The organism is Nonomuraea maheshkhaliensis (genome assembly GCF_039529435.1).
GTDB lineage: Bacteria > Actinomycetota > Actinomycetes > Streptosporangiales > Streptosporangiaceae > Nonomuraea > Nonomuraea maheshkhaliensis.
On sequence record NZ_BAAAMU010000018.1, the window covers coordinates 86,603 to 103,892 of the forward strand.

Consider the following 17,290-nt stretch of genomic DNA (forward strand, 5'->3'; position numbering starts at 1 on the left):
AGGGACGCCATGTTCTCCATCGGAGTGAACACCTGGGTCTGGGTCTCCCCGCTGACCGACGACGAGCTGGCGCGGCTCGCCCCCCGCGTCGCCCGGTGGGGGTTCGACGTCATCGAGTTGCCCGTCGAGCGGCCCGGCGACTGGGACCCCGGCAAGGCCGCGGCGGTGCTGGCCGAGCACGGGCTGACCGCGTCCGTGGTGCTGGTCATGCCGCCGGGGCGCGAGCTCGTGGCCGCCTCCCCGCAGACCGTCCGCGACACCCAGGACTATCTGCGGCACTGCGTCGACGTGGCGGTGACCGTCGGCTCCCCGGTGATCGCGGGGCCGGCGTACGCCTCGGTCGGCCGCACCTGGCGGCTCTCGCCGGACGAACGCCGGGCCGTCTACGCCGAGCTGCGCGAGAACCTGCGTCCCGTCCTGGACCACGCGGCCGGGCGCGGGATCAAGCTCGCGGTCGAGCCGCTCAACCGGTACGAGACCAGCCTCCTCAACACCGTCGAGCAGGCGCTCGACGCGTTGCCGGAGGACTGCCACCTGGCCCTCGACGTCTACCACCTCAACATCGAGGAGAAGGACCCCGCCCGGGCGGTGCGGGCCGCGGCGGATCGCCTCGCGCACGTGCAGGTGTGCGGCACCGATCGCGGCACACCGGGGGCCGACCGCTTCGACTGGCCGGGCTTCACCCGGGCCCTGCGCGACGCCGGCTACGAAGGCCCGCTCGTCATCGAGTCGTTCACCGCGCACAACCGGACCATTGCCACCGCGGCCTCCATCTGGCGGCCTCTCGCGCGGAGCCAGGACGACCTGGCCGTGGACGGCCTGGCCTACCTGCGCGCGCTTTGAAAGTTCCCACCGTTGCCGGCACCCCCTCAGGAGATCCTTCATGCGAAGATCACGCCTGTTCCTTGCCCTGGTCGCAGCCTTATCAGGGCTGCTGCTGTCCTTGTCGCCGCCGGTCGCGCACGCGGCCGCGCCCCAGTTCAAGGTGCTGCTGTTCACCGAGACGGCGAGCGGCGCCTTCCGGCACGACTCCATCCCCGCCGGCGTCGCGATGTTCCAGCAGCTGGCGACCGACAACGACTTCCAGCTCGACCACAGTGAGAACTCCTCCGTCTTCACCGACGCGACGCTGAGCACCTACGACGCGGTGATCATGTTCCAGACCAACGGCATGGTGTGGGACAACGACGCCCAGCGCCAGGCCTTCCAGTCCTACGTGCGCAGCGGCCGCGGCGTCGTGGCGATCCACAATGCCACCGACATGAACATCGAGGCGCAGTTCCCCTGGTGGGACCAGATCGTCCTGGCCGGCGCCCACATGACCGCGCACTCGTCGATCCTGCAGGGCACCGCCAAGGTGGCCGACAAGGCCCACCCCGCCACCAAGGGGCTGCCGGACCGGTGGGTGCGCTCGGAGGAGTGGTACAACTTCGACAAGAACACGCGGGGCTCGGTCCACGTCCTGGTGACCGCCGACGAGACCACCTATGACGCGGGGCCGAGCAGGATGGGCGCCGACCACCCGATCTCCTGGTGTCACAACCCGGAGGGCGGCCGGGTGTTCGCCACCGCGATGGGCCACCAGACGTCCTCCTACGCCGAGCCGCTGTTCAGGCAGCACCTGCTGGGGGCGGTGCAGTGGGCGGCGGGCGCGGCGCCGGGCGACTGCGGCGGGACGGTCGCGGCCCGCTTCCAGAAGGTCACCCTCGACGGCGCGCCGGACCAGCCGATGGAGCTGGACGTGGCCTCCGACGGCAGGGTCTTCTACATCTCGCGCTCCGGCAAGGTGAACCTCATCCCCGCCAACGGCGGTGGCACGCGCGTCATCGGCACCCTGCCGGTGTACGACGGCGGCGAGGACGGCGGCATCGGCCTGGCGCTGGACCCGGGCTTCGCCACCAACGGCTGGATCTACATCAACTACTCGCCCGCCAATGGCGGTGAGGTGAACCGGGTGTCGAGGTTCACCTTCGACGGCACCGGCCTCGACCTGGCGAGCGAGAAGAAGGTCATCGAGGTTCCGGCGTACCGCAACGTCGACGAGCCCGGCCACACCGGCGGCTACCTCGCGTTCGGGCCGGGCGGGAACCTCTACATAGGCCCCGGCGACGACACCAACCCCAACGGCTCCAGCGGCTACGCCCCGATCGACGAGCGGCAGGGCCGGGAGCACTACGACGCCCAGCGGTCCTCGGCCAACACCAACGACCTGCGCGGCAAGATCCTGCGCATCCACCCCGAGGCCGACGGCACCTACACGATCCCGTCCGGCAACCTGTTCGCGCCCGGCACCGCCAGGACCCGGCCGGAGATCTACGCGATGGGCTTCCGCAACCCGTTCCGCTTCGCGGTCGACAAGGTGACAGGCTGGATCTCGGTGGGCGACTACGGTCCCGACGCGGGCGCCGCGAACCCCAACCGCGGCCCCGAGGGCACCGTCGAGTGGAATCTGATCAAGCAGCCCGGCTTCTACGGGTGGCCGTACTGCGTCGGCAACAACCTCCCGTTCAACGACTACAACTTCGCCACCGGCACCTCCGGCGCGAAGTTCGACTGCTCGGCGCCGGTCAACAACTCGCCCAACAACACCGGCCTGACCAGCCTGCCGGCGGCCAAGGCCGCGACCGTGTGGTACAACTACCACGCCTCGGCCGAGTTCCCCGAGATCGACTGCTGCGGCGGCGCCGCCCCGATGGGCGGCCCCTTCTACCGCTACGACGCGACCGGCGGCTCGGACCGGAAGTTCCCCGCCTACTACGACGGCGCACCGTTCTTCTACGAATGGAGCCGCAACTTCGTCAAGGAGTTCCGCCTGGACTCCTCGGGCAACCTCCTGAAGATCAACCCCTTCGTGGCGCAGCTCGCCCCGCGGGCGCCGATCGACATGAAGTTCGGCCCGGACGGCGCCCTCTACATGGCCGACTGGGGCAACGGCTTCGGCCACGCGAACACCGACGACAGCATCTACCGCATCGACTACGTGGCCGGAAACCGCGCGCCCCTGGCCAAGGCGAGCGCCAGCCCCGACTCGGGCGCGGCGCCGCTGACGGTGGCGTTCTCCTCGGCCGGCTCGGCCGACCCCGACGGCGACGCCATCACCTTCGCCTGGGAGTTCGGCGACGGCGCGACCTCCACCAGCGCCAACCCCTCCCACACCTACAACGCCAACGGCACCTACACCGCCAAGCTGACCGTACGGGACGCGGGCAGCAAGACGGGCAGCGTCACGGTGCCCGTCGTCGTCGGCAACACCCGTCCCAAGGTGGCCTTCTCGGCTCCGCCCGACGGCGGGTTCATCGACTTCGGCGACGAGGTGGACTACACGGTCAACGTCACCGACGCCGAGGACGGCGCCGCCGACTGCGCCAAGGTCAACGTGATCACCGCGCTCGGCCACGACCAGCACGCCCACGACACCGGCCAGTACACCGGGTGCACCGGGACGGTCACGACCACCGCCTCCGGCCATGACGAGGCCTCCAACGTCTACTACGCCCTGTCCGCCGACTACACCGACTCCGGCGGCCTGAAGGGCTCCGCCGGCATCACCCTGCAGCCCAAGCACAAGCAGGCCGAGCACTTCACCGGCTCGTCCGGGATCCGCGTCATCGACGAGTCCGGAGCCGAAGGCGGCAGGCGCATCGGTGACATCTCCAACAACGACTGGATCTCCTTCACCCCGATCAGCCTGTCCGGCATCGACACGGTGTCCTTCCGCGTCTCGGCGCCGTCCGGCACCGGGGCCTCCATCGAACTGCGCGCCGACTCGCCGGCCGGTGCCCTCCTCGCCACCAGCACCGTGCCGGCGACCGGGGGCTGGAACACCTACGTGTCGCTGCCCGCGGTGCGGGTCACCGACCCCGGCGGCACGCGCAACATCCACGTCGTGTTCAAAGCGCCGTCCGCGAACGCGTTCGACCTGGACTCCATCACCTTCAACGGCAGGGGCGTCGGCCAGGGCGACGGCTCGCCCCCGGACACCACGAGCGCGCTGCGGGGCGCCGGGTCGGACCGGTGCCTGGACGCCGGGTCCTCGCAGGCCAACGGCACGCAGGCGCAGATCTGGGACTGCAACGGGCAGGTGAACCAGCAGTGGACCACGACCAGCGCGGGCGAGCTGCGGGTCTACGGCGGCAAGTGCCTGGACGTGAACGGCGCAGGCACGGCCGACGGCACCACGGTCATCATCTGGGACTGCAACGGGCAGAACAACCAGAAGTGGCGCCTCAACGCCGACGGCACCGTCACCGCCGTCGGCGCGAACAAGTGCCTGGACGTGCCCGGCAACGCCACCGCCAACGGCACTAAGCTGACCATCTGGTCGTGCAACGGCGGCGCCAACCAGCGCTGGACCCGTACCTGACCCCGGCCACGGCGCGGGCCGTCACCGGCATCCCCTGGCGACGGCCCGCACCATGGTCAGGACGCCTGCGTCAGCGACATCACCGCCCAGGGCGCGAGTTCGACGTCCAGGTCGAGCACCCCGTCGTCGGGCACGGTCAGCGTGTACCGCAGGAGCGCGTCGGCGACGCCGCTCAGGTGGTCGTGCTCGGCCCGGGACAGGTTGAGCGGCGAGCCGAGCCGGTACCACGCCTCGGCGACGTTGCCGTGCTCCCAGTCCAGGATCTCGACGAGGAACGTCCCGCCGGGACGCAGGCCGCCGATCGAGTGGCGGACGCGCCTGGCGGGTCCCCGTTCGGCCAGCGCGCGGGCCGCCGGGTAGGAGCCGCACGCGGCGACGCCCTTCATCTCCATGTCCTCGGGATAGTTGAAGAACACCGCCGACACGGCCGACGTCCGGCTGTCCCGGGTGACGACCCCGTGGGGCGTCGAGAGGAGCAGCCGGTCGCCGAGCCGCCCCAGCATCGTGAACGCGTGGAACGTGGGCTTGTGGATGCCGCCCTCGTTCACCAGCCCGAACCCGCCGTGGAACGGCCCGATCCCGGCGCCGCCCTCCTCGAACACGTCCGTGAACGTCCAGTACGAGATGGAGTCGGCCAGGGACGCGCACCGCAGGTACGACCGGGTGATGTAGGTCGCCGCGAACGGCGTGTCGTGGATGAAGTCGCGGGCCGAAGGAGACGTGGACCACTCGCTGATGTGGATCTCGGCCTCGGGATACGGGCTGTCGCGCACGAGTTCGCCCAGGAGCGTCAGGTCGTCGTACGTGGCGTCGGCGTACCGGGTGATGTGCACGGCCTCGCCGTTCGCGCCGTAGGCGAAGTCGGTGGGGTAGAGGTGGGCCGAGACGAAGTCGATCGGCAGGGCCCGTGCGGCGCACCAGGCGATGAAGTCCTCGATCCAGACCGGGCGCCAGTCGAGCGCGTCCACGTCGGTCGCGGCGGCCGTCGCGAGCGAGGCGGAGCGATCCTCGGTCTCGCCGTTGTAGCGGTCGTCGGGCACGAAGACGCTCGTGGCCGGCCCGCCGACCTTGAGGGCCGGGTCGATCGACTTGATCGCGCGTACGGTGTGCTCGTACAGCTGGAAGTACTCGGTCTTCGTGCCGGTCCAGAAGTAGGGGACGAGGTTCGGCTCGTTCCACACCTCGAAGCGCCATCGCCGCACTTCGTCGAGGCCGTACCGGTCGATCCAGTGCTCGACCGTTCTCGTGACCAGTTCGACCCAGCGCGCCATGTCGTTGGGCGGGCTGCAGTGGGCGCCCCACCAGAACACGGTCTCGGTCCGCGTGGCCAGCCCGCGCGGCATGAAGCCCAGCTCGACGAAGGGACGGACGCCGAGGTCCAGGAGGAGGTCGAAGACCTTGTCGACGTAGCCGAAGGTGTACACGGGGGAGGGGAGGGGGGAGTCGGGGCCGAAGCCGCCGCCGTAGCCGTCCCGGTAGACGAACATGTCGTCGTGGAAGACGCCGTGGAAGCGGAGGTACTCGACCCCCGTCGCGGCGACCACCTCGGCGAACTGGCGCTGCCAGTCCGCGCGCAGCGCCTCGTTCGCCCGGCCGGCGCCGATGCATCTGCTCCAGACGTGCGGCAGCGCGGTCTCCGCGCGCGGCTCGCCGTCGATCCGCAACCGGGGCTCGCTCTTCATCGCCTCACTTCTCTTCGACGGGTCGGCATGGATGGATCAGCCCTTGACGGCGCCCAGCGACAGGCCCGACTGCCAGTACCGCTGCAGGCTGAGGAACGCGATGATCAACGGGACGATCGTGAGCAGCGCCGACGTGATCACGAGGTTCTGGACGAGTGCGCCGTTCCCGGCGGCCGAACCCAGCTTGTTCCACTGGTTGATGCCCACGGTCAGCGGATACCAGGCGGGATCCTTGAGCATGATCAGCGGCAGGAAGTAGTTGTTCCAGATGGACACGAACGAGAAGAGCAGCACCGTCACGCCGGCCGGCGCGAGGAGCGGCAGCGCGATCTGCAGGAAGGTCCTGAACTCTCCGGCGCCGTCGATCTTCGCGGCCTCCAGCAGGCCCGACGGCACCGCCTCGGCCGTGAACACCCACATCAGGTACAACCCGAACGGGTTGATGAAGGACGGGATGAGCACCGCCCACGGCGTGTTGGTCAGGCCGATGTGCGCGAACAGCAGGAACTGCGGGATCGCCAGGGCGATGCCGGGCACCGAGATCGACCCCAGCACGACCAGGAGGAACGTCCGCTTGCCGCGGAAGTCGAGCTTGGCCAGGGCGTACCCGCCGAGGGCGGCCAGGAACGTGGACACGGTCGCGCCCACGACGACGTAGAGCAGGGTGTTGAGCAGCCACCGCGCGAAGATCCCGTCCTGGTAGGTGAACACCTGCGCGATGTTGTCCCACAGGGCGAACTCGCGGCCGGGCGCGAGCCCGAACGTCGACACGAAGTCGGCCTGCGACTTGGTGGCGTTGACGACCAGCCAGCCGAGCGGTAGCAGGCAGTACAGGGTGAACAGTCCCGTCATCACCGTGAGGGTCGTGCTCCTCCTGGGATTGTCCACCGTGGGGAGCCGGCGGCTAGCGATCTGCATTCCTCAGCCCTCTGATCTGGACGGCGTAGGCGACGGCGATCGTGATCGCCGCCATGACGAGCGCGAGCGCCGCCGCGTAACCCTGCTGCGACCCGGTGAACGCCAGGTTGTAGGCGTACAGGTTGGGCGTGTAGAAGGTGGTGACGCCGCTGTTGGCCACCATCGACGGCAGGATCTGCGGCTCGTTGAACATCTGGAACGTACCGATGATCGAGAAGATGATCGTGACGACCAGCGACCCGCGCAGGGCCGGCAGCTTGATCCGCCGGACGATCTGGAACTCGCCGGCCCCGTCGATGGCAGCCGCCTCGTACAGTTCGCGCGGGATGGCCTTGAGTGCGGCGTAGAAGATGAGCATGTTGAACCCGGTGAACGCCCACGTCACCATCACCCCGATGGAGATGAGCGTGGTGCTGGGGGTGAACGGGTCGAGGTCGGTGCCCAGGGCCCGGTTGAGGCTGCCGAACAGGCCGTACTTGACGCCCAGGAGGAAGCCCCACATGAGCGTCGACACGATCGCCGGCACCGCGTACGGCAGGAAGATCGTCACCCGCAGGAACCTCGCGCCGTGCAGACGCATGGAGTCCAGCGCCAGCGCCAGGGCCATGGCGAAGAACAGCATGATCGGCACCTGGACGACGGTGAACGAGACGACGCGTCCCGTACCGTCCCAGAACTGCGGGTCCTGGACCAGCTTGACGTAGTTGGCGAATCCGACGAACGTGTTGCCGCCGACGAGCTTGTCCTGGAAGAGGCTCAGGTAGGCGGCGTAGAGGATGGGCACGACGAAGACGAGCGCGAACAGCGTGCCGAAGGGCGCGATGAACGCCAGCCCGATCGGTGACCTCCGGCGCTTGCGGGTCGGCGCCACCGGTCAGCTCACCTCGAAACCCTGCTCGTTGCCGTACTGGACGCAGCGCTGCCGCCACTGTTCGAGGACCTCGGCGAGCGAGCCCTTGCCCGTCGTGTAGAACGGGGAGGCCAGATCGCCGTAGATCGAGCGGGCCCACTCGAAGAACGGCGGGTACTGCCAGCCGTCACCGACGATCTCCGAGGCCTCGGCCAGCACGGCGCCGACCTTCTGGTCGCCGAAGTACGGGTTGGCCTTGCCCTGGAACTCCTCGTCGTCCAGCACCGACAGGTTCGGCACGAAGGCGCCGGCGTCGACGCGGGTGGACAGGCCGCCGCCGTGCGTGAAGTACTCGAGGAAGGTGAAGGCCGCCTCCTTGTGCTCGGCCGCGGCCGGGATGCCGAAGGAGCTGCCGCCGTTCGCCGCGCCGGTCTTGGCGCCCTGCTGCCACTGCGGCATCAGCGCGACCCGGAAGTCGCCGGAGGACTTCGGCGCGCGCTCGGGCAGCGTGGAGGTCAGCCAGCCGCCCATGGTCTGGGTGGCCAGGGTTCCGTCGTTGAGCGCCCGGTTCCAGTCGTCGGACCACCCGGTGATCTTGGTGTTGATCAGGCCCTCGTCGAGCAGCTTCTGCCAGAAGGCCACGGCCTTGGTCGTGCCGGGGTCGGTGAAGTCGATGCGCACCTTGGTGCCGTCCACCTTGAAGGGGCGGCCGCCGGCCTGCCAGATGAGGGAGAGCAGGAAGAAGATGTCGCCGGTGTCCTGGGCGATGTAGTAGTCGTCGCCGAGGGCGTGGATCTTCTTGGCGGCCTCGTAGTACGCCTCCCAGGTGGCGGGGGGCTCCTCGATGCCGGCCTTCTTGAGCGTGGCGGCGTTGTAGAACATCGCCGACGGCCCGTAGTCGGAGGGCACCGCGTAGACCTTGCCGTTGACCGTCACGTCGCTCCACGCGGCCGGGACGAAGTCCTGCTTGAGCCGGTCGGCGCCGAGTTCCCCGAGGTCGGCGAGCTTGCCGGGGACGGCGAAGTACGGCACCGCGAAGTACTCGAACATGACCAGGTCGGGGACACCCGAGCCGGCCTGGATGGCGTTGTCGAGCGCCTTGTACTCGTCCTGGGACGAGCCCGCGTTGACGACCTCGACTGTGATGTCAGGGTGCGCGGCCTGGAAGCCGGGGACGGCCTTCTCGACGGTGCCGTCCCAGCTCCAGACCGTGATCTTCGTTCGCTCGCCGCCACCGCCGTCAGCGCTGGAGCCGCTGCCCGAGCACGCGGTCAGCGCGAGCATCGGCGCGAGTGCCGCGGAAAGGAGCCTGAGCTTGTGGGAGAGCCTCATGGCCCTCTCCTCTCGTTCCTGGGCGTTCCGAAATTATTTCGCAACTTATTCGGTATGGCGAGGACACTAGGTGTCCCCTCTTCGCCGTGTCAACGGGGTGACGAACGGAAGCCGCTGGAGCGAAGCGCGCGTGATAGGTTTCGAAATAATTTCGGAGCCCGGGGAGGGGAAAGTCGTGATGCGAGGGCGAGGTCGTTCTGATCGAGCCACCCTGGCCGACGTCGCCCGGCTGGCCGGCGTCTCGCCGACGACCGCGTCCAAGGTGCTCAACGGGCGCAGCGACGTGGGCGCGAAGACGCGCGAGCTGGTGCTCGGCGTCATGGCCGAGATCGGCTACAAGCCGACGGCGGCGCGGCACGAGCAGCCGCGCGAGCGCACCCTCGTCACCGTGCTCGACATCGTGGAGTCCCGTTACGCCGGAACGGTGCTCCAGGGCATTCTCATGGCCGCCACGTCGGCGCAGGCCGAGCTCCTGCTCCGCCTGCCGCCCGGCGAGCCGATCAGCATGAGCCGCCCGGCGGCGGGCGCCTGGATCGGGGAGCAGCAGGCGACCGGCGTCGTCGGCCTCATCGCGCTGGCCGTCGCGGTGCCCGACTCGGTGCTCGGCGCCGCCGAGGATCTCTCGCTGCCCGTCGTGACCATCGATCCCATCGACACGACGGAGTCACGGCTGGTCAGCATCGGCTCCACCAACTGGGCGGGCGGCCGTTCCGCGACCGAACACGTGATCAAGTTCGGCCACCGCAGGATCGGCTGGATCGGCGGGCCGGTCGGCTCGGCTCCCTCGATCGAACGCTTCCACGGCTACCAGGCCGCGCTCGACTCGGCCGGCCTCGCCCCGGACCGCGCGCTGATCCGCCACGAGGCGTTCTCCGTCGAGGCCGGGCGGCGCCACGCCCGCGATCTCCTCACGTCCGGGGAGCGGCCGACCGCGATCGTCGCGGGCAACGACGAGATCGCCGTCGGAGTGCTGGCGGCGGCCAAGGAGCTGGGCATCTCCGTGCCGGGCGAGCTGTCGGTCACGGGGTTCGACGACACGCCGCAGACCGAGTGGACCACGCCGCGGCTCACGTCGGTCCGGCAGCCGCTGGAAGGGATGGGGCGGATGGCCGTGGAGACCATTCTCGGCATGGCGGACGGGGTCCAGCCCGCATCGCGGCACCTCCAGCTGGCGACCACCCTCAGTGTCCGCGACTCGACGGGCCCCGCCCCCACGCCATGAACAGAAGGATCCGGTCATGTCTCTACCCCAAGAACATCCAGCCGAAAAGCCCTTGTTTCCAGGATCGACATCGCTTAACTTTGCGGCTGCAAACGTAACCGATAACGATTGCAATTGGTGAGGCACCATGGCCGACGGCGGCGCTCCGGTGACGATGAGTGATGTCGCCCGGCTGGCGGGAGTCTCCACGGCGACCGTCTCGCGGGTGGTGAACCGGCGTTACGGCGTCAGGGCGAGCACCGTCGAACAGGTCCGCGCGGCCATCGAGCAGCTCGGCTACGAGTCGAGCCTGGTGGCCACGAGCCTGCGCAGCAGCCGGACCAACGTCCTGGGGCTGGTCACCCACAGCTTCCAGTCCTACACCGCCGAGGTGCTGAAAGGGGTGATGGACGCCCTGAGCCAGTCGGGTTTCGATCTGATCATCTACGCCAACAGCGACCTCTACGGCACCTACTCAGACGGCTGGGAACAACGGCACCTGGCCCGCCTGTCGGGCACGCTCACCGACGGATGCATCGTGGTCACGCCCTCGCGCGAGGTGCGCAGCGGCACCCCGGTCGTGGTCATCGATCCGGCGCGGGGCTCGGAGGCGCCGTCGGTGACGGCCGACAACTTCGCGGGCGCCACCGCGGTGGTCGAGCACCTGCTCGGCCTCGGGCATCGGCGCATCGGCTTCATCGCCGGCCGGGCCGGCATCGAGGCCGCGTGGTCACGCGAGCAGGGCTATCGCACGGCGCTGGCCGAGGCCGGCGTGCCGATCGACCCGCGGCTGATCGCGCGGGGGAGCTTCGACCCGGACTCGGCGGCCCCGCTCGCGCGTGCGCTGCTGGATCGGCCCGACCGGCCGACGGCCGTCTTCGCGGCCAGTGACGGGATGGCGCTGAAGACCATGGAGGTCGCCAGGGAGCTGGGGCTCGGCGTTCCGGGCGACCTGTCGGTGGCCGGCTTCGACAACATCCCCGAGTCGGCACTGGCCGAGCCGAGGCTGACCACCGTGGACCAGTCGATGTACCGGCTCGGGAACGAGGCCGCGCGCATGCTCATGTCGCTGGTGCGTGGCGACTGGGAGGGCCCGCGCCGGGTCGTGCTCCCGACCCGCCTGGTGGTGCGCGGCTCCACCACCGCACCAGGCTAGTCCTGTGATCGTGACGTCACCGTGAGGTGTGGCGTCCCGGCGCACCTGACGCTCGTGGCAACGAACGTCAGGTGGGCAAGCTGACGACCCCGACGACGGAATGGGAGGTGCGAACACCGGCCACTGAGGATCCACCGCAGACATCCGGTCGGCCGCCCGGGCATCAACCGTGGCCGACCATCAAGGGAGTTTTCGCATGCCATTTTTAGGTTATCACGGCAGGTCACACCCCCAGAGCGGCGGGCGCGGGTTCGCCGCGATCACCGCCGCGCTCCTGACGATCGCGGCGGTGCTGCTCGTGCCGCGGCCGGCGGCGGCGGACACGCCGTGGCTGACGGTCTCCGAGGACGGCTACGCGTCCTTCACCGTTCCGGTGGCCGCCGTCGAGGCCGCTGTGGGCCCGGTGTCGCAGGTCGTCATCGAGGGCAACATCGGCCCCTCGTCCGCCTGGGCGGAGTTCGGCCTCACCCGGCGGGGCGACGTCTGGTCGGGCGTCCTCGGCCCGCTCAAGCCAGGACTGTACTCGTACCGGGTCACGGGCGATGACACCAAGGGGCTCAAGGACCCGACGAACAGCACTGTCGTGGCGTCCGACCCGATCCGGAGCACCTTCTTCGTGGCCGGCGACGCGGCGCGCCCACTGGCGGACGCGCCCGAGGGGCAGGGCGGCACGATCGACACCCTGACCTACGGCGCCGGGAGCAAGGCCCTGGTCTGGACGCCCCCGGGATACACCGCCAGAAAGCCCTACCCCGTGCTGTTCCTGCAGCCGGGCGACGGCGTGAGCGCCACCGACTGGCTCGACCTCGGCCGGGCCAGGCAGATCTTCGACAACCTGACGATCCGGCGAGCCATGGAGCCGATGGTGGTCGTGATCAGTGACGGCGGCGCGGCGGTCGGCGAGGACCTGCGGAAGGCGGTCGCCGACCGCTACCGCGTCCACCGCGACCCGGCGCACCAGGCGATCGCCGGAGTGGCCGAGGGCGGCGCGCGGGCGCTGCGGGCCGCGCTGACCCGCCCGTCCCGCTACGCCTACGCCGGCTCGTTCTCGGGTCTCCTGACGGAGGTGAAGGCGGACGACCGCCAGGTCAAGCTGGTACGTCTGTACACGGGCAACGTGACGGACCCCGCGTACAACGCGACCGGCCGCTTGACGAAGGCGCTGGACCGCGCCCGCGTCGGCTACGAGTTCGACGGGGTCAACCCCGACGCCGGGGCGAACTGGAACGCCTGGCAGGAGAACCTCGTCGACTTCGTGCCGCGGCTGTTCCGCAAGGTGCGCGACCACGGCCCGAGCGCCGGGCACGGGCGGCTGAAGGGCGAGTTCACCCCGCCGGCGCCGGGCACCACGCCGACGCCGTTCGTGACCAAGGACGGCTTCGTCACCTTCGAGACGACGACGGACTTCCAGAACGCGCAGAACGTCAAGGTCTGGGCGAACTGGGCGCCGGGCGGTAGCTGGCTGCGCGTCCCGATGACGCGTGCCGGTGACCGCTGGCGGGTGACCGTGGGGCCGCTCGACCCGTGGTTCTACTACTACCGGCTGATCGTGGACCGCACCTCGGTCAAGGACGTGTCGAACCCGACGAGGGTGACCACCGAGCCGACCTGGAGCACCTTCCTGGTCGCCGGCGAGCGGGCCCGCATGGTCACGGACGTGCCCGCCGGCCGGGGCGGCGCGGTCGAGCGCCTGACGTACCGGAGCGCCGTCGCGAACGAGGACCGGACCGCGCTGGTCTGGACCCCGCCGGGCTACGACCCGGAGCGCGCGGAGCCGTACCCCGTCTTCTACCTCCAGCACGGTGGCGGCCAGAACTACACGGACTGGGTGGAGATGGGCCGGGCCAAGCAGATCCTCGACCACCACTTCCTCGACGGGAACCTGGTGCCGATGGTGGTCGTGATGGGCAACGGCAACGTGTCCGACTTCAACAAGGAGCTGCTGGAGAACCTCGCACCGGCGGCCCGCGAGCACTACAACATCTCCAGCGACCCCTCGCGGCAGGCCCTCGCCGGTCTGTCGATGGGAGGCGGGCAGACGTTCGGGATGCTCAAGGCGAACCCCGGCCAGTTCGCCTACGTCGCGGCCTTCTCGGCCGGGTTCGGCAGCGGCGCCGGCGTCGACGCGAAGGCGATCAACGACGGCACCAGGTTGCTGCGCCTGTACGTCGGCGACCGGACGGACTTCGTCTACCCGTCGTTCATGGCGTCCCTGGACACCCTGAACACGCTCGGCATCCGCTACGAGTTCGACGGGGTCACCCCCGGACCGCACGGCTGGGACGTGTGGCAGAAGAACCTCATCGATCTCGCTCCGCGCCTGTTCAAGCGCTGATCGTCCAACGCTGAGCCGCAAGCGCTGAGCGAGATCGCCTGGGCGTGCTGTTAGCGCTCACATGAGGATCGGCGCGACGGACGGGGCCCGGGTGCTCGCCACCCGGGTCCCGTCCCCGCCCGATCGCTCGGTCTCCACGGCGGCGCACGACCTTCGTGCGCCGCGATCCGCAAGGGAAATATGCGAATGAACAAGAACCGGATCTCTGCCGCGGTGGCCGTGCTGGCCGCCGCGACCGCGCTCACGGCCTGCTCCTCCGGCGGAGGAGGGGGCGGCGCGACCACCGCGAGCGGCGGCGGCGCCAGCAACTGCACGAACACGATCCCCAAGAAGGACCTGCCGGTCGTGACGATGTGGGGCTGGTACCCCAACATGCAGCTCGTCGTCGACAACTTCAACAAGCAGAACGCCGAGGTGCAGGTCTGCTGGACCAACGTCGGCCAGGGCAGCGACGAGTACGACAAGTTCCAGACCGCCATCTCGGCCGGCACCGGCGCACCCGACGTGATCATGATCGAGATGGACCGCATCCCGACCTTCCAGATCCAGAACGCGCTGGTCGACATCAAGAAGTACGGCTTCGACGCGGCCAAGGCCAACTACAGCGAGGGCGCCTGGAAGGACGTCTCCGTCGGCGACGCCGTCTACGGCGTGCCCGTCGACGGCGGCCCGATGGCGATGATCTACCGCAAGGACATCTTCGACAAGTACGACATCAAGCCGCCGAAGACGTGGGCCGAGTACGAAGAGGCGGCCAAGAAGATCAAGGACGCCGGCGGCCCGGCGTTCGGCGACTTCGCCGCGAACGTGTCGGCCCTCACGATGGCGCTGCAGATCCAGAAGGGCGCGGCCCCCTTCACCTACGATCCGGCGCAGCAGAGCTCCATCGGCGTCAAGCTCAACGACCAGGCCTCCAAGGACGTGCTCGACTACTGGGGCCGCCTGGCGAAGGACGGGCTGGTCGGGACGCAGGACCAGTTCACCCCCGAGTACATCTCCGGCGTGATCAACGGCAAGTACGCCACGTACATCTCGGCCGCCTGGGCGCCCGGCTACCTCACCGGCGCAGGCGTCGGCAAGGGCGAGGACACCGGGAAGTTCGCCGTCGCGCCCCTCCCGCAGTGGGATGCCGCCAACCCGGTGCAGGTGAACTGGGGCGGATCCGCCTTCTCTGTGACGAGCCAGGCCAAGAACCCCGAACTCGCCGCGAAGGCGGCCTTCGGCCTGTACGCCGACAAGGAGTCGCTCACCCACGGCTGGACCAACCAGATCATCTTCCCGCTCAACCTCCAGGCGCTCAACGATCCCGAGTTCGTGAACCTGAAGGTGGCCTTCTTCGACGGCCAGCAGGCCAACAAGGAGGTCTACGTCCCCGCCGCGAACGCCTACAAGGGCGTCACCTACAGCCCGTTCGGCCAGTACTACTTCGACGCCATGACGAAGCAGGTCAGCGCGCTCATCGAAGGCTCCGTCACCGGTGCGCAGGCCGCCGACCGGGTGCAGGAGGACGTGGCGAAGTACGCGAAGGAACAGGGCTTCACCGTTCAGTGACCCACGGTGTGGGCCGTCCCGCACCGGGCGGCCCACCCGCGACCCCCAGCATCGACCTCCCGGGAGTCCAGGTTGACCCTCATGATCGACAAGAGTGCGCCGAGCACCCGAGACAAGCCCAGGACGCCCGGCAAGGCGCGCCTGCGCGAGCACGTGATGGGATGGCTCTTCGTCGGGCCCTTCGGAATCGTGTTTCTCGCCCTGCTCATCGCGCCGCTCGCGTACGCGCTCTATCTCAGTCTCTTCCAGAAGAAGCTGATCGGCGGCATCAGTTTCGTCCTCTTCGACAACTACGTGAAAGCGTTCACCGACCCGAGTTTCCTGTCCGGGTCGTGGTTCGTCATCCGTTTCTCGCTGGTCTCCATCCCCTTGCAGATCATCATCGCGCTCGCGATGGCCCTGATCCTGGATACGGTGACCTCCCTGTTCGCCCGTTTCTCCCGTCTCATGATCTTCCTCCCGTATGCGATTCCGACCGTCATCGGCGCCGTCATGTGGGGATTCCTCTACAGCAAGAGCTTCGGGCCGCTCTCCGACCTGTTCGGCCTGTTCGGCGCCACTCCGCCCGACTTCCTCGGCGGCAACCTGATCTTCTACGGCTTGGTCAACATCGTCACCTGGCAGTGGGCCGGCTACTACATGATCATCTTGTACGCGGCGCTCCAGGGCATCGACCCCGCGCTCTACGAGGCCGCCCGCATGGACGGCGCCGGCAAATGGCAGGTCGCCCTGCGCATCAAGATCCCGCTGATCGCGCCGGCGCTGCTGCTGATCCTGGTCTTCGCACTCATCGGCACCCTGCAGTTCTTCAACGAACCACAGATCCTGCGATCCCTCGCGGCCGGCACGATCGGACCCGACTTCACCCCCAACATGTACGCCTATCAGCAGGCGTTCGCCTTGGCGAACTTCAACTACGGATCAGCGATCTCCTTCGCTCTCGGCGGGATCGTCTTCGTCGGCGTCTACGCCTTCCTGTTCTTCACCCGCAAGCGGAGGAGCTTCCTGTGACGAATGCCCGCTCCCGCGCCGGCGTCCGCCGCCGGCCGCAACGCCACCTGCCCCTGCAGGTGCTGCTCGGTTTCCTGGTCGTGTACTTCCTCGTGCCGTTCTGGTGGGTCATCGTCAACAGCTCCAAGGACGCGCCCGGCCTGTTCGGCGGCGGCAACACCCTGTGGTTCACCGACCGGATCGACTACCTCGGCAACCTCCAGCAGCTGTTCACCTACGACAACGGCATCTACGGCAGGTGGATACTCAACTCCACGCTGTACGCGTTCGCGGGCGGGATCGGCGCCACGATCCTGGCCGTCATGGCCGGCTACGGGTTCGCCAAATACCGTTTCGCCGGCCGGCGCTTCAGCTTCTCGCTCGTGCTCGGCGCGCTGATGGTGCCGGCGACGGCCCTGGTCATCCCCACCTTCATGATGTTCTCCGAGTTCGGCCTGACCAACACGATCTGGGCGGTGATCCTCCCCTCCCTGCTCAACCCGTTCGGCGTCTACCTGATGCACGTCTACGCGCGTGACGCCGTCCCGGACGAGATCCTGGACGCGGCGCGGGCCGACGGCGCGGGTGAGATACGCACGTTCCTCCAGGTCGCCTTTCCGCTGATGCGGCCCGCGGTGGTCACGGTGCTGCTCCTGTCGGCCGTGGCCTCGTGGAACAACTACTTCCTGCCGCTCGCCATGCTGTCGGACAACCGGCTCTTCCCCGTCACCGTCGGGCTCGGCCTCTGGCAGGGCATCGCGTCGGCCAACAACGCGGGCAGCACCTCACTCTGGAGCCTGATCATCCTGGGTGCTCTCGTCTCGGTCGTCCCGCTCGTCATCGCCTTCTTCAGCCTCCAGCGGCACTGGCGGGGAGGATTGTCCGTCGGCGGGCTGCGGTAGCCGCGAGGCC

At 69.0% G+C, this 17,290-nt stretch carries 12 protein-coding genes; 8 read left to right on the forward strand and 4 right to left on the reverse strand.

Annotated features, from left to right (window positions below; all coding sequences use genetic code 11):
- The first annotated feature begins 9 nt into the window (after nucleotides 1-9).
- Together ABFX54_RS14965 and ABFX54_RS14970 are read left to right on the forward strand one after the other, a co-directional pair.
- Nucleotides 10-843: a sugar phosphate isomerase/epimerase family protein gene (locus ABFX54_RS14965; protein ID WP_346105183.1), complete on the forward strand. Its 834-nt coding sequence runs from the start codon at nucleotides 10-12 to the stop codon at nucleotides 841-843.
- Nucleotides 844-883: 40 nt separating this feature from the next.
- On the forward strand, nucleotides 884-4,363 hold the full coding sequence (locus ABFX54_RS14970) for a ThuA domain-containing protein (protein WP_346105185.1): 3,480 nt from the start codon (nucleotides 884-886) through the stop codon (nucleotides 4,361-4,363).
- A gap of 56 nt (nucleotides 4,364-4,419) precedes the next feature.
- On the opposite strand, the gene ABFX54_RS14975 is transcribed toward ABFX54_RS14970, so the two are convergent.
- Genes ABFX54_RS14975 through ABFX54_RS14990 form a run of 4 tightly spaced genes read right to left on the reverse strand, consistent with a single transcriptional unit; the run spans nucleotide 4,420 to nucleotide 9,145 of the window.
- The gene (locus ABFX54_RS14975; protein ID WP_346105187.1) at nucleotides 4,420-6,045 is read right to left on the reverse strand and encodes a GH39 family glycosyl hydrolase; all 1,626 of its coding nucleotides are present in this window, start codon (nucleotides 6,043-6,045) and stop codon (nucleotides 4,420-4,422) included.
- A gap of 36 nt (nucleotides 6,046-6,081) precedes the next feature.
- The gene (locus ABFX54_RS14980) at nucleotides 6,082-6,897 is read right to left on the reverse strand and encodes a carbohydrate ABC transporter permease (RefSeq protein ID WP_346105189.1); all 816 of its coding nucleotides are present in this window, start codon (nucleotides 6,895-6,897) and stop codon (nucleotides 6,082-6,084) included.
- Between the two features lie 52 nt (nucleotides 6,898-6,949).
- Entirely contained in the window at nucleotides 6,950-7,834 is an 885-nt protein-coding gene (locus ABFX54_RS14985) for a carbohydrate ABC transporter permease (protein WP_346105191.1), read from the reverse strand.
- A gap of 3 nt (nucleotides 7,835-7,837) precedes the next feature.
- The gene (locus tag ABFX54_RS14990) at nucleotides 7,838-9,145 is read right to left on the reverse strand and encodes an ABC transporter substrate-binding protein (protein WP_346105192.1); all 1,308 of its coding nucleotides are present in this window, start codon (nucleotides 9,143-9,145) and stop codon (nucleotides 7,838-7,840) included.
- A 178-nt stretch (nucleotides 9,146-9,323) separates the two neighbouring features.
- Here ABFX54_RS14990 and ABFX54_RS14995 point away from each other — a divergent pair, with 178 nt between their 5' ends.
- The 6 genes from ABFX54_RS14995 to ABFX54_RS15020 all read left to right on the forward strand — a co-directional run bounded on the left by ABFX54_RS14995 (nucleotide 9,324) and on the right by ABFX54_RS15020 (nucleotide 17,280).
- Entirely contained in the window at nucleotides 9,324-10,367 is a 1,044-nt protein-coding gene (locus ABFX54_RS14995; RefSeq protein WP_346105194.1) for a LacI family DNA-binding transcriptional regulator, read from the forward strand.
- 127 nt (nucleotides 10,368-10,494) lie between these two features.
- Nucleotides 10,495-11,502 (forward strand): LacI family DNA-binding transcriptional regulator, encoded by a 1,008-nt coding sequence (locus ABFX54_RS15000; protein ID WP_346105196.1) that lies wholly within the window; start codon nucleotides 10,495-10,497, stop codon nucleotides 11,500-11,502.
- A 196-nt stretch (nucleotides 11,503-11,698) separates the two neighbouring features.
- Nucleotides 11,699-13,837, forward strand: a complete 2,139-nt coding sequence (locus ABFX54_RS15005) for an alpha/beta hydrolase-fold protein (RefSeq protein ID WP_346105198.1) — start codon at nucleotides 11,699-11,701, stop codon at nucleotides 13,835-13,837.
- 186 nt (nucleotides 13,838-14,023) lie between these two features.
- Nucleotides 14,024-15,388: an ABC transporter substrate-binding protein gene (locus ABFX54_RS15010; protein WP_346105200.1), complete on the forward strand. Its 1,365-nt coding sequence runs from the start codon at nucleotides 14,024-14,026 to the stop codon at nucleotides 15,386-15,388.
- A gap of 81 nt (nucleotides 15,389-15,469) precedes the next feature.
- Nucleotides 15,470-16,399, forward strand: a complete 930-nt coding sequence (locus ABFX54_RS15015) for a carbohydrate ABC transporter permease (RefSeq protein WP_346105202.1) — start codon at nucleotides 15,470-15,472, stop codon at nucleotides 16,397-16,399.
- On the forward strand, nucleotides 16,396-17,280 hold the full coding sequence (locus ABFX54_RS15020) for a carbohydrate ABC transporter permease (RefSeq protein WP_346105204.1): 885 nt from the start codon (nucleotides 16,396-16,398) through the stop codon (nucleotides 17,278-17,280). Before ABFX54_RS15015 ends, ABFX54_RS15020 begins: the two co-directional genes overlap by 4 nt.
- The last annotated feature ends 10 nt before the right edge of the window (nucleotides 17,281-17,290 follow it).

Bases quoted from the DNA above. Each gene is read 5' to 3' on its own strand.
- ABFX54_RS14965 (WP_346105183.1), top strand. From the start codon at position 10: ATGTTCTCCATCGGAGTGAACACCTGGGTCTGGGTCTCCCCGCTGACC.
- ABFX54_RS14970 (WP_346105185.1), top strand. From the start codon at position 884: ATGCGAAGATCACGCCTGTTCCTTGCCCTGGTCGCAGCCTTATCAGGG.
- ABFX54_RS14975 (WP_346105187.1), bottom strand. From the start codon at position 6,045: ATGAAGAGCGAGCCCCGGTTGCGGATCGACGGCGAGCCGCGCGCGGAG.
- ABFX54_RS14980 (WP_346105189.1), bottom strand. From the start codon at position 6,897: ATGACGGGACTGTTCACCCTGTACTGCCTGCTACCGCTCGGCTGGCTG.
- ABFX54_RS14990 (WP_346105192.1), bottom strand. From the start codon at position 9,145: ATGAGGCTCTCCCACAAGCTCAGGCTCCTTTCCGCGGCACTCGCGCCG.
- ABFX54_RS14995 (WP_346105194.1), top strand. From the start codon at position 9,324: ATGCGAGGGCGAGGTCGTTCTGATCGAGCCACCCTGGCCGACGTCGCC.
- ABFX54_RS15000 (WP_346105196.1), top strand. From the start codon at position 10,495: ATGGCCGACGGCGGCGCTCCGGTGACGATGAGTGATGTCGCCCGGCTG.
- ABFX54_RS15005 (WP_346105198.1), top strand. From the start codon at position 11,699: ATGCCATTTTTAGGTTATCACGGCAGGTCACACCCCCAGAGCGGCGGG.
- ABFX54_RS15010 (WP_346105200.1), top strand. From the start codon at position 14,024: ATGAACAAGAACCGGATCTCTGCCGCGGTGGCCGTGCTGGCCGCCGCG.
- ABFX54_RS15015 (WP_346105202.1), top strand. From the start codon at position 15,470: ATGATCGACAAGAGTGCGCCGAGCACCCGAGACAAGCCCAGGACGCCC.